At 49.7% G+C, this 12,472-nt stretch carries 13 protein-coding genes; 6 read left to right on the top strand and 7 right to left on the bottom strand.

The genetic code is table 11. The features are described 5' to 3' along the window. Positions 1-122: 122 nt before the first annotated feature. The 4 genes from M2277_RS23250 to M2277_RS23235 all read right to left on the bottom strand — a co-directional run bounded on the left by M2277_RS23250 (position 123) and on the right by M2277_RS23235 (position 3,574). On the bottom strand, positions 123-1,004 hold the full coding sequence (locus tag M2277_RS23250) for an ABC transporter permease (protein ID WP_148247915.1): 882 nt from the start codon (positions 1,002-1,004) through the stop codon (positions 123-125). Between the two features lie 30 nt (positions 1,005-1,034). Then, complete coding sequence (locus M2277_RS23245; protein WP_006208963.1) at positions 1,035-1,814, bottom strand: ABC transporter ATP-binding protein; 780 nt, start codon at positions 1,812-1,814, stop codon at positions 1,035-1,037. A gap of 150 nt (positions 1,815-1,964) precedes the next feature. Beyond that, positions 1,965-2,336, bottom strand: coding sequence for a Na-translocating system protein MpsC family protein (locus M2277_RS23240; RefSeq protein WP_006208962.1), 372 nt, complete (start codon positions 2,334-2,336; stop codon positions 1,965-1,967). 272 nt (positions 2,337-2,608) lie between these two features. Beyond that, on the bottom strand, positions 2,609-3,574 hold the full coding sequence (locus M2277_RS23235; protein ID WP_280755599.1) for an acetylxylan esterase: 966 nt from the start codon (positions 3,572-3,574) through the stop codon (positions 2,609-2,611). A 310-nt stretch (positions 3,575-3,884) separates the two neighbouring features. Here M2277_RS23235 and M2277_RS23230 point away from each other — a divergent pair, with 310 nt between their 5' ends. The 3 genes from M2277_RS23230 to M2277_RS23220 all read left to right on the top strand — a co-directional run bounded on the left by M2277_RS23230 (position 3,885) and on the right by M2277_RS23220 (position 5,643). After that, on the top strand, positions 3,885-4,721 hold the full coding sequence (locus M2277_RS23230; protein ID WP_076152266.1) for a sugar phosphate isomerase/epimerase family protein: 837 nt from the start codon (positions 3,885-3,887) through the stop codon (positions 4,719-4,721). Between the two features lie 160 nt (positions 4,722-4,881). Further along, the gene (locus M2277_RS23225) at positions 4,882-5,160 is read left to right on the top strand and encodes a hypothetical protein (protein WP_006208959.1); all 279 of its coding nucleotides are present in this window, start codon (positions 4,882-4,884) and stop codon (positions 5,158-5,160) included. Positions 5,161-5,370: 210 nt separating this feature from the next. Then, positions 5,371-5,643 carry a hypothetical protein gene (locus M2277_RS23220; protein ID WP_076152267.1) on the top strand — a complete coding sequence of 91 codons (273 nt, stop codon included), beginning with the start codon at positions 5,371-5,373 and terminating at the stop codon, positions 5,641-5,643. A 77-nt stretch (positions 5,644-5,720) separates the two neighbouring features. On the opposite strand, the gene M2277_RS23215 is transcribed toward M2277_RS23220, so the two are convergent. Beyond that, positions 5,721-6,344, bottom strand: a complete 624-nt coding sequence (locus M2277_RS23215; RefSeq protein ID WP_006208957.1) for a GntR family transcriptional regulator — start codon at positions 6,342-6,344, stop codon at positions 5,721-5,723. 216 nt (positions 6,345-6,560) lie between these two features. Between M2277_RS23215 and garR the strand changes: the two genes are divergently transcribed. Genes garR through M2277_RS23200 form a run of 3 tightly spaced genes read left to right on the top strand, consistent with a single transcriptional unit; the run spans position 6,561 to position 10,299 of the window. Beyond that, positions 6,561-7,454, top strand: a complete 894-nt coding sequence (gene garR, locus M2277_RS23210) for a 2-hydroxy-3-oxopropionate reductase (RefSeq protein WP_280755598.1) — start codon at positions 6,561-6,563, stop codon at positions 7,452-7,454. 30 nt (positions 7,455-7,484) lie between these two features. Then, positions 7,485-8,828 carry a GntP family permease gene (locus M2277_RS23205; RefSeq protein ID WP_280755597.1) on the top strand — a complete coding sequence of 448 codons (1,344 nt, stop codon included), beginning with the start codon at positions 7,485-7,487 and terminating at the stop codon, positions 8,826-8,828. Positions 8,829-8,865: 37 nt separating this feature from the next. Next, positions 8,866-10,299, top strand: coding sequence for a four-carbon acid sugar kinase family protein (locus M2277_RS23200; protein ID WP_063478914.1), 1,434 nt, complete (start codon positions 8,866-8,868; stop codon positions 10,297-10,299). A gap of 121 nt (positions 10,300-10,420) precedes the next feature. Here M2277_RS23200 and sigK read toward each other — a convergent pair whose 3' ends face one another. Further along, positions 10,421-11,122 (bottom strand): RNA polymerase sporulation sigma factor SigK, encoded by a 702-nt coding sequence (gene sigK / locus M2277_RS23195; RefSeq protein ID WP_006208952.1) that lies wholly within the window; start codon positions 11,120-11,122, stop codon positions 10,421-10,423. Between the two features lie 199 nt (positions 11,123-11,321). Next, entirely contained in the window at positions 11,322-12,383 is a 1,062-nt protein-coding gene (locus M2277_RS23190; RefSeq protein ID WP_063478913.1) for a dienelactone hydrolase family protein, read from the bottom strand. Positions 12,384-12,472: the final 89 nt, after the last annotated feature.

Here is a 12,472-nt window from a genome sequence, read left to right as displayed (position 1 = left end):
GTCTGTCCATTTTTAGAATGGAGCCACCATATAAGCTTGATCCTTATTGGATCCTGTTGTCTTTACGTCAATTTTCGAATTATGCAAAATGCTCATATAGAAATAATAAGTTCGATTTCTGTCTATTGTTTGGTCAAGCCCTTGGACAACCATTTCTCTATGACGACTACTCCCCAGTACATCACCATGGACAGCAGCGACAAGACAACTACGCCCACCCACACGAGATTAATATCGAGTATGGTCCCCGCATACATGATCATCCGGCCGACACCCTGGCTTGAAGCGATAAACTCACCCACGATGGCTCCTGCCAGCGCAAGGGCAATGTTAATCCGCAAACTGCTGATAATCCAGGGCATGGACCATGGGACAACGACCTTGGTGAAGACCTGATGCCGTTTGGCGCCCAGGGAATACATCAGCTTTTCCATATCAGGGTCCACGCTCTTTACACCGCTGTATGCGGAAAGCGCAGAAACGACAACCGTCATGGAGAAAGCGAGAGCCACCTTGGAGAAGAATCCAATTCCCAGTAGAATGACGAGTACCGGAGCCAGGGCAAGCTTGGGCATGGCATTCAGAATGATAAGATACGGCTCGCTGATGCCTGCATACGATCTCGACCACCAGAACGATAATCCAAGCAGCGCTCCAAGCAAGGTTCCGAACACAAAGCCGAGGATCGTCGAGCCGGATGTGTACGTAATGTCCCTCAACAGAGTCCCTTCGGCCATTTGAGTCCAGGTCGTGCCAAGAATGGCGCTAGGACTGCTCCAATAATAGGAATCCAGCAGACCGACCCGGGTGAACACCTCCCATACCAGAAAAATAAATACAGCCACAGCGGCGCGTCCCCAGACGATCCGCCGACTCCTGCGGCGCTCCATCGCCTCTTCATCCAGGATGTACGGTACAACCTCCGGCCGTTTGGATGATCCGGTCACCGACTCCGCCGGTGCCACGGCGTGTACAACAAATGCCTCTTTACGTGCAGTTTCCATCGCTATCCCTCCCTCTTCGATGCTTGTCGCTTACGATATTTGCTCTTCTTCATGCCCGGCCGACAATAAATCCATCAGATGATGCTTCAGCTCCATAAATGCAGGAGACGTCATGTCTTCCGTTTTGCGCGGACGTTCCATCGTTACCGTAATTTTGGATTTGATTCGCCCCGGTCTGGAAGAGAACACATAGATATCATCCGACAAATAAATCGCTTCATCGATGTCGTGGGTAACAAACAGAACCGTCTTTCCAAAATCCTCCCAGATCTGCAGCAGCCAATTTTGCATAGTCAGCCGGGTCTGTGCGTCCAATGCGCCGAACGGCTCGTCCAGCAAAATAATATCCCGGTCGTAGAGCAGCGTCCGCAGCAGAGCGGCGCGCTGTTTCATTCCTCCCGACAGCTCCCTCGGATAATGCTTGTCAAAACCCTTCAATCCATACTTCTCCATTAAGGGCAGGGCCCTTTCCACGGCTTCCTTGTAGGGGACGCCTCTAACCTCCATGCCCAGAATGATATTGTCGAGGATCGTGCGCCAAGGCAGGAGCATATCCTTTTGCAGCATGTAACCCACGTAACCGGTTTTGCCCACGATGTCCTTCCCATCAGCCAGCACTCTTCCCGTGGACGGCGGCATCAAGCCGGCGATAATGTTAAACAGGGTTGATTTGCCGCACCCGCTCGGACCAATAATGCTAACAAAGCGCCCTTCCTCAATCGACAGACTCGTCTCCCGCATGGCAGCAATTTCTTCCCCATTTCTGCGGAACCATTTGCTGACACCCGAAATTTCAATTTTGTGAGTCATACCCCTTCCTCCTTCATTCTGATTTCATGATTTTTCAGAAATACCAAACATTTATTTTCAAAAGCGGATGAAAAAAATCGCCAGTCCAGCCCCAATCTATGCACATACGTGCATGCTTGGTACCAAACTGACGATCGGCCCGCTCTCTACTTAGAGTTCCGGCATGTCGTTCAGATATGTTTCTACATCCTTCTCCAAGAATACGATGGTACCGGAGTATTCGGTCTCTGCATCGTAGTCTTTAAGAATGGAGATGATTTTAAATTGAAATTGCGCTTCGAGACAGGTTTTAATCTCCTGTTTGAATACCTGAAATAAAAGATGGTCCAACTGCCGGGTAGAGAGGGGGTAATTCTCATCCAGCAGTTTGAGGACGGGGACTCTACTATTCCTCGATACAATGATGATTTTGTTGCCGACGAAATCGACTTTTTGCTGCTTTACACCCACGTTAAATATTTTCTTATTTATCGCGTTGTAAACCCTCAAAAGATCCTGTTTGAGTTCGCCTGCTGTCGTCATTGTCCAACATCCCTTTGTGTAAATTTTCATTACATTGACCGGGGTAGGTATAGGGTGTTTATCGAGTTTTCTCTGTCCTTGGGTATAATTATAGGCGATTACAGACACTTGTCAATACAATAACGTCAAAAAAGTTACCAAAAATCAATTTTATGTTAAAATATATAACATTAATATGACACAATTTCATTTCTCTACCTTAGCTCTACTCTGTTCTTGTTTCATAGATTGTTAGAGATATCCACTGATTCGGCTAGGCCCTGTGCCCTCTTCTATTCCCCGTTAAAAATCCGCTCCAGGAACAAAACCGCCTCCCGCTTCTGGTATTCATTGACTTCATGGCCCGAGAACGGGTAGTCCCTGATTTCTTTATTCGCCTCTATCCTGTTGTATGCGGCATATATCGTCTCAGGCATGCAAACCGTATCCTTCCAGCCCACGGATACCATGACCGGCGCCTTGATTCTGGGCGCTAAATTCAGCATGTCAAAATGCGCGAGATGCGCCAGAATATGATCCAGCTGCTCCGGGAAACGTTTGATGTACTGGGCGATTTCGGTCAGGGAGCTGACCGAATACAGAATTCCGTAATCCATTCTGCACATATTGGGAATGTCTGCTACGATGGCTGAAACCTTCGCATTCAGAGCCCCTGCGAGCAGCGCCAGACCTCCGCCTTGACTCCCGCCAACCACGGCGATTTTATCCGAGTCCACACCCGGCTGCTGCGACGCTGTTTCAACTGCCCTCACAGCATCCATGGCAATTGCCATGTAATAGGAACGATGCATATCCGTAATCCCCTGTGTCACCCAGCCCTTCACCACGCCGCTGTCCATGGACAGCAGATTTCCCGTCTCCCCGCCCTGTCCCCTGACATCAACTGCAAACACTGCGTAACCGAGCATCACCCAGTGAGCGTACCGTTCGGGAAGTCCCCGATCTCCCGAATAACCCGGGAAGGTCACGATACATGGCATGGTCTTCTTCGTTGAAATACCGCTGGCTGGCGTGATATACCATGCATGGATGGGGGTATCATCATAACCGTGATAGGTAACCTTTGATACTTTCATATGAGGAAATGGCGTATCTTCCGGATGATTGACAATCTGCAGCGGCTTATCGTCGTAGTTCTTGAGCACCTCCTCCCAAAACCGATTCAGTACCTGCTCGTTCATCGTTGGTTCCGGACGCAGGCTGCCAAGTTCATTCTTGCGAAGCTTAATGGTATCCATCTAGTGTTCAATCCCCTTTTCGCGTGTGAAGTAGAAGTACATGGTTAACATGATTATTCGGCAAGTGACCTGCAATCCCCTTCGATAGAATAGGAAGCAGCCCCGAACAAAAAACGGCAGGTCCTTCGATAAAGCGGTACAAGGAACGGGACGGCTACCCGTTAACCTTTTGTAAAAAATAATAAAAGCTATCATAGATTTATAGAGTCGAACATATCATAATAGAAACTATGAAATAACGAGGGTTGATATAAACGAAGCACTCACCTAACCCCCAAATGACATCTTATAGCGAATGGAGACGATGAATATGCTGCAAGGTTTAACTAGCGCAGGACTCGGAAAACTTGAAAGCGATTTACAGTTTATCGAACTCGCGGCCAAATATGAGTTTCAATGTGTCGATATCGATGCCAAGGGTCTTGCAGACCGTCTTGGAGTAGAAGCGGCAGCCGATCTGCTGCAATCCCATCACTTGGAGATAGGCGCAATCGGTCTCCCCGTTGAATGGAGAGGATCAGACGAACAGTTTCTCAGCGGCCTTGAAAAACTGCCGGCAGCGGCAGCGGCTGCCAAAGCCCTGGGCTGTACGCGCTGCTGTACATATATTCTGCCTGCGACAGATGCGTCCGCAGCACATTTTATGGCGCTCGCCACAACAAGGCTGCGGGCCTGCGCCAGCATTCTCGGAGCTTACGGGATCCGATTGGCGCTGGAATTTGTAGGACCGCATCATCTGCGTACCCAATGGAAGAACCCGTTCATCTGGACCGTCCAAGAGACTCTGGACTGGGTTGATGCAATTGCAGAACCGAATGTCGGGCTTCTGTATGATGCATACCATTGGTATACCAACGAGATGACAACCGCCGATATTCGATCGCTGCGTGCCGAGCAGATTGTCCATGTTCACATTAATGACGCCAAGGACATTCCTGTCCAGGACGTACTCGACAATGATCGGCTCTACCCGGGTGAAGGCGTCATCGATCTGCCGGGCTTCCTTACGGCCCTGAACGATATCGGTTATACCGGCCCGGTTACGCAAGAAATTCTGACCCCGTCTGCACCAACGGGAACACCGGAAGAGCTGGCAGCCAAATCACGCGAAGCCTTTAATAAAGTATTCGGCGCTGCCGGACTGTAGCGGGATCATGTGATTCGTACGGAATGACCGCAGGATAAGTAACATTATGTATGGCAATGAGCTGTTATCCAAGCTCGCGGTTCAGCCGCTGACGGAATGAATTCTCGTGTTCAGGGTACACTGAAACGGTAGTTTAAGTACCTTTTCGGGAGGCCGCAATATGAACGGGTTTGAGAAGGAAGAACGATCGGAAGCCACCGATCTGTCCACCGTTGAGTCACAGCGCAACGATCTGGCACCGGAGGAATTTCCGGAGGGACCTTATGGTTCCGATCTTCGCAGCGAATCCCTCGGCAAGAGCAGTCCGTGGCGCGCGGATCAACGCCCTCCGAATCGATTCGATTATGAGGATCGCAATCTGCACATGGGCATCAAGCGGGATTATCCCGGTGAAGATGAAACCATTCAAGCAGATCCGGGACAAGAAAAACCAGAGTAGAAACTGTATATACCAACCGTCATTCTGTGGACAAGACGGTTGGTTTTTGTCGTAACAGGGCTTGTATGTCCCGGCCGAAGAGCATAACCGCCTATAAAAATACATAAGATGGCATAAAAACCTCAATCGAACACCATGATGCACTGGCTCATGAGCCTTATCGCAATTTACCGAAGATACAGAGATAAGAAGGAGTGGGGGGAGCTGCTTATGCCAAACCAGAGGAAAAACGATGAATTCGTTATCTATGTTGTCACTTTATCCCATGTTACACACTACATGTCCATCGAGTTTATCGGTGGATCCTGCGGCTATATCATCGCACAAAGAGCACTTCAATCCGATCTGCTTGGCATGATCGGCAGTATCCTGGCTCCGATTGCGATTCGCCGCGTGCTGCAGTGGCAGCAGCTTAAATCCGGCAATTCTCCGCACCTGAGTCTGCGCTCGCTGTCAGGTGCAAGGGAGCTAAACCCTACATAGATCAAAGCGGCGGCACCTTGGAGAGGTGCCGCCGCTTTATACTTTCCAACTTGTATTTTTGCTACCGGACAAGGTGTTTAAATTGAACTTCTGCTCAAATGCAAGTAAAAATCAAGATCTGCCTGCAGATGAGATTTCATTAAGCGCTCAGCCTCTTCAGCATCATGAGCACGGATTGCATCCACGATCTGCTGATGCTCATCAATGAGGAACGGCCGTTTATGATGCACCACCGCTCTGCGAAACAGATAAATAATGGACTGCATTCGATCAATGATAAGAACAAGCTCCGGATTGCGGCTTGACTGCACAATAATATCATGGAACATCTTGTTAGCTTCCATGGTTTCGCTGACGCTCCCGCTGCGGGCCACAGCAATGCATTCCTGCAGCTGTTCCAGCGTCGCTTCATCCATATAAAATGCCGCACAACGAGCAGCAAAACCTTCGAGCAGCATGCGCACCTGAAAAATATGGCGCAAATCCTCGTCAGACGGATTCACCACCCGCTTATTCTTGATGAGACCTTCCTGCTCCAGCTTTCGGATGGACTCACGGACAGGAGTGCGGCTTACACCCAATTCCTCCGCAAGCCGTTCCTCCACCAATTTCATGCCGCCCGGCAATTCGCCGTTCAATATTCTATCCCTGATCAGCTCATAACAATGGAGATACGCCGCTTGGAATCCTTGTTTAGACATTCATTATTCCCATCCTTCGTTTACACATAGAGCATGACTTATACACCGTCCTTAAATTATAGGGGAAAGCATGGTCCATTAAAAGCTTTCTTTCAATTTTTGTATCCACTACATTTACACTTGTATCCAATGATAATATTTTTGTATACAATTTTAAATTTATTGTGTACAATTAGTTCGAATTTTAAATATCGTTATCATCTAGGAGGAACTTACATGAATATTGGATTCATAGGTCTTGGTATCATGGGTAAACCGATGGCCGCAAACTTGTTGAACAAAGGTTACAGCCTTACCGTTTATGATCTGAATACAGAGGCCATCGATCACTTAGCGCAATTGGGGGCAAAAAATGGACAATCACCTAAAGAGGTTGCAATTGAAAGCGATGTCATTATTACGATGCTTCCAAACAACGCCATTGTGAAACATGTCATTCTTGGAGAAGACGGTATCGTTCAAGGCGCTAAAGCCGGGACGGTTGTCATCGACATGAGTTCGATCTCACCGGTTGTTGCCAAGGAGGTCGCAGAGAGCCTGCAAGACCACGGCATAGAAATGCTGGATGCCCCGGTCAGCGGCGGCGAACCCAAAGCAATCGACGGTACACTGTCCGTTATGGCCGGCGGAAATGAAAGCGTTTTTGAGAAAGTTAAGCCAGTGCTCGCTTGCATGGGCAAGGACATTACGTGGGTGGGTCCCAGCGGCAGTGGTGCAACCGCCAAGCTGGCCAATCAGATTATGGTCAATGTCAATATTGCCGCTATGTCAGAGGCGCTTGTGCTTGCTGCCAAAGCTGGCATCGATATCGAAAAAATGTATCACGCTATTCGCGGGGGGCTTGCCGGGAGCGCCGTTCTTGATGCCAAGCTTCCAATGATCATCGAACGAAATTTCAAAGCCGGTGGACGCGTTGATATCAATCTGAAAGATTTGACAAATGTCATGGAGACGGCTGAAGCATTTGATATGTCCCTCCCAATGACCGAGCATGTCCGCCATATTTTTGAAACCTTGAAGGATGAAGGCAAACAGGCAAATGATCATGCGGGCATTGTCCAATACTATGAAAAAGCAGCAAATGTGGAAGTCAAAAAAATGCCGAACTAAAATTAATATCATTGTAAAGGTGGAAAATACATGTTAACAGGACCTATGCTCATCGTAGTATTCCTTATTGCGTTAGCCTTCTTGTTCCTGCTGATTATTAAATGGAAGGTAGAGCCGTTTCTGGCTCTGACCGTCATCGCATTCGGCACCGCGATTGCCATTGGCATCCCGCTCAAGGAAGTGCCGGGCATCGTAACGTCGGGATTCGGAAACACGCTGGTCGGGGTAGGCATTCTAATCGGTCTTGGCGTCATCTTCGGCCAGTTTCTTGGCGCTTCCGGTGCAGTTGAAAAGATTGCCGGCTCGCTTCTGAAAATATTCGGCATTAAAAATTCACCGGCCGGATTGGCCATGTCAGGTACCCTTGTTTCCATTCCGGTGTTTTTCGATGCAGCCTTCGTCATCTTAAGCGGACTGCTCAAAAGCTTGGCAACTCGAACAGGCATCTCGATTGTTACATTTGTAACCGCTCTCGGCATCGGTCTCATTACTTCCCATAACATGATTGCGCCAACGCCTGGTCCGATGGTGGTTGCCGAGAATACCGGGGCTGATCTGGGATTGTTTATCTTGTACGGTATCCTGGTGGCAATCCCCGCAACATTAGTGGGCGGTTTTATTTACGGAATGTTTATAGGAAAACGCATCCAAACCACAGAAGAGGTCGTGGTTGCCGAGGAAGCCGAGAACAAAGCTCCACGCAAAGAAATCAGCACCTCCTTGTCTTTCGGGATGCTGGCACTGCCCATTGTGCTTATTCTGGCTAATACCATCTCCAAAATGCTGTACCCGGGAACAGCCATAGAAACCTTCTTCGGTTTTATCGGCGATAAGAACATTGCACTGTTGATCAGCGTGTTCGCGGCTGTCATTTTCCTGCGTCCTTACATCGCGGAGGATTCGGGCAAGCTTTATTCCGAAGCTATCGCGACCGGCGGTATGATTGTGCTTATTACCGGAGCGGGCGGAGCATTCGGCGCAGTCATTAACCATAGCGGCATTGGCGACTATCTGATCACAACGATGCAAAGCTGGAGCATTCCGGTGTTGATGCTGGCCTTCATATTCTCGCAGATTCTGCGCGCATCGCTGGGCTCCTCAACCGTGGCACTCGTTACGACCTCCAGTATTATGGGGCCGCTCGTTCTCGATCTGGGTGTTTCTCCTATTTTGCTCGGACTGGCCATCTGTGCGGGCGGTATCGGTTTATCGCTTCCGAACGACTCCGGCTTCTGGGTCGTGAACCGCTTCGGCAAGCTGACAGTAACCCAGACGCTGAAGGTATGGACACTCGGCGGTTTCATCGCCGGATTGACAGCGCTCGCAACGGTGTATGTATTAAGTTTGTTCAGCGGCATCTTACCAGGACTATAACGGGCACGACTATACAGATAAAGGGTGATGAGAACCTATGAATACGAAAAAGAGAATGGCAGCAGATGTGTTGGATCACCTGCCTCGCATCGATGAAACATGGGTAAGAGCCAAACTTGCGGACGAATTGGACGGATTTGACCGGAAAATCATCGTGCTGGATGATGACCCAACGGGGGTTCAAACGGTACATGGCATTTCGGTATATACCGATTGGACAGTCAACACCATGATCAAGGGATTTGAAGAGGAGCAGTCGATGTTCTTCATCCTGACCAATTCCCGCGGCCTTGTGGCAAGCGACACAAAAGCGGTGCATCGTGATATTGCCCTTCATGCGGAAGAGGCATCTCAAGCGACAAACAAGCCATATGTGATTATCAGCCGAGGTGATTCCACCCTGCGAGGCCATTACCCGCTCGAAACGGAAACACTGAAAGACACGGTGGAGGCACAATCCGGCATCTCGTTTGATGGCGAGGTTATAATCCCCTTTTTCAAGGCAGGCGGACGGTTTACGGTTGATAATGTGCATTATGTATTGTACGGTGAAGAACTGATTCCCGCCGGTGAAACGGAGTTCGCGCGCGACCGTACGTTTGGCTACACCAAATCCGACCTGGGGGAATGGGTCGAAGAGAAAACCAATGGCGTGTATACCGCCGCGAATACAACCTATATTTCACTTCAATCCCTTCGAGCCTTGGAAATCGAGACGATCGTGGATCAGCTCATGGCAGTTGAGCATTTCAACAAAGTTGTGGTCAACGCAGCCGATGATGTAGATGTCGAAGTATTCACCATTGCACTTATTCAAGCGATTAAAAAAGGGAAACATTTCATGTTCCGAAGCGCGGCTTCCTTCACCAAGGTGATCGGGGGTGTCAGCGACAAACCCTTGCTTACAAAAGAGGAGCTTATCCAAGAATCCTCCACAAGTGGCGGGCTCATCCTGGTAGGATCGCATGTCCAAAAAACGACAGAGCAGCTGGAACAATTGAAAACCGTTGATTCGATTACATTCATCGAATTTGATGTTCACCTGGTCACCGATGCGGCTGCATTCCAGTCGGAAACCGATCGTGTCATCGCTCTAGCCGAGAGTGCTATTGCTTCCGGCAAAACAGTTACGATTTATACCCGGCGCGAGCGGCTGGATCTGGGTGAAGGCAAACAGGAAGAAGAATTGAAGCAATCCATCAAAATTTCCGATGCCGTGACCAGCATCGTGGAGAGACTGCAAGCACGCCCTCGTTATATCATTGCAAAAGGCGGTATAACGTCCAGCGATATCGGCACGAAAGGTCTCCGGGTCAAACGTGCCACGGTAGCCGGACAAATCAAACCTGGCGTGCCGGTATGGATTACCGGAGATGAGAGTTTGTTCCCCGGTATGCCGTATATCATCTTTCCGGGCAATGTGGGAACACGGGATACACTAAAAGAAACAGTCGAACTGCTGGAACGGTAGAACCTGTATTTACGTTCTGCATAAACCAAGCTAAAGCCACCTCCCTAAATGGGAAGTGGCTTTGTTTGCTCTATATGAGAACCATGAACGTTGATCCAAGAAAAACTCCAACGGGCTGCGCCTATCGCTTCTGCTTGTAGAACTCGTGATACAGCTTCATCAGCGCCCTCTTCTCGATGCGTGACACATAGCTGCGTGAAATGCCAAGCTCCTTGGCAATTTCCCGCTGCGTCCGTTCCTCTCCGCCGGCTTCCAGGCCAAAGCGACCAATAACTACTTCCTTCTCGCGATCATCCAGTATATCGAGATTCCTATAGATCTTGCTCTTCTCAATCTTCAGCTGCACCGCATCCACGATATCATCCGCTTCTGTTCCGAGGATATCTATAAGTGTAATTTCGTTCCCTTCTTTGTCCGTTCCTATCGGATCGTGGAGGGATACGTCCTTGCGGGTTTTTTTAAGCGAGCGCAAATGCATCAATATCTCGTTTTCGATACATCGAGCTGCGAATGTGGCCAGCTTTGTGCCCTTGTTGGGCCGGAAACTTTCAATGGCCTTGATCAGACCGATGGTTCCGATGGATATGAGGTCTTCCAAATCCTCGCCGGTGTTATCGAATTTTTTGACGATGTGTGCGACCAGCCGAAGATTATGCTCAATCAGTTTATTGCGCGACTGAGGATCGCCTTCGGCCATTCGCTGCAGATGTTTAGCTTCCTCCTCCTCAGTCAGAGGCTGAGGAAACGCGTTGTTTTTCACGTACGAAACGAGCAGGGTCAACTCTTTAATAAACAAAGCAATTGCGGTAAACAGTCCAGGCACTTTGGGACACCTCCTGCGAAGTTACAATGCAACCGGCCCTTATCGCGCTCGGTTTCTCGGTCTTCTCATTGTATGTAGGCAGCGGCCCAGAAGTGCCTGTACGGGGGAAAGTGATAAGTAAAAAACACAAGATGCAGACATATAACGGGACATATCATTACGCATTAACCATTTATGGCTTTCATAGTCGCACCAAGCTTTAAAAACGGATCCTAGGCAATGGCGGAGGCATATCAGGGCGGTTCAACTGCTCGAATAACCAATCGTAGGAATGCCTGCCGCTGATTTGATGGGCCCCCGGGAACAGATCGGTTTGCAGCTTCTCCTCAGAGCCTTCGCGCCGGTATATTTCCCTGAGCCGATCAACTGCAGCGTTAAAACCGGCAGCGGGAAATATCGGATCATGCGTTCCAGACTCCAGAAACAAGGGCCTGGGAGCCATCAGCCCCAGCCATTCGGGCAGCTCGGCATGTTTCAGAATACCGGGGATGTAATTGCACACGCAGTGGCGGATTTCCATGATACTGTCCTTGAAGGTGTTGGGATACCCAGCCAGCACAGCGGCCCGGATTCGTTCATCCAGCGCCGCGCACAGGAACGAGATCAGCCCGCCGCCCGAAAAACCCATAATGCCGATTCTGCCTGGCTGAACCTCGGGGCGCTCGGCCAGATGGCCCACTGCCCCAAGTGTCTCGGCCACGCGCAGACCGGCAACCGTCTTGCCATACATCATCAGCTGGGTAGACAACCGATGGCAGGAGTTCGGGGTATCCGGGTCCCGTGCGAGATCCGCCATAAGGCGACGTTCACCGAAACCGGCTACATCCGGGGCAATTACCACCATGCCCCGCCGCGCCAGCTCAACCGCGAAATGCCGATGGATGCCCGGTTGTTCGGTATCAGTTGATCCGTCCTCCCTCAGCCCCACAATCTCCCTGCTTCCATAGCCATGTCCATGAACGGCAACGACGGCAGGCATCGGCTTTCCCTGACTGCCATCCGGAATCAATACATAGGCAGCATAGGATACACCAGGTACGGCGGACAGCTCCACCCTTTCGCGAACATAGCCTTCACACGGCACCCGTTCAAGCAATACAGGCTTGTGGTTTACATTGATTTCGAATTCGCCAATCAATTGCCGAAGTACTTGCTTCAACAGCAGCTTCCTCTCTGATGGACTCATGGAAACCTGTCTGTCTTTCGCTTCTCTTATTGCTTCGTTATACATGTGCTCCAGCAAAGTATCTGCTTCCCACATCCCGAACTCACCTCCTTCGATTTACTCGCTGTTTCACATAAGGCGTCCCTTGCTTGGATTCATGTACATCCCTGGCCTACCGGGGGTAT

The sequence above is a fragment of the Paenibacillus sp. LBL genome, from assembly GCF_029893715.1.
Taxonomy (GTDB): Bacteria; Bacillota; Bacilli; order Paenibacillales; family Paenibacillaceae; genus Paenibacillus_AQ; species Paenibacillus_AQ glucanolyticus.
Note: the sequence above shows the minus strand (reverse complement) of the source record. Positions and strands in the feature narration are given on the sequence as shown.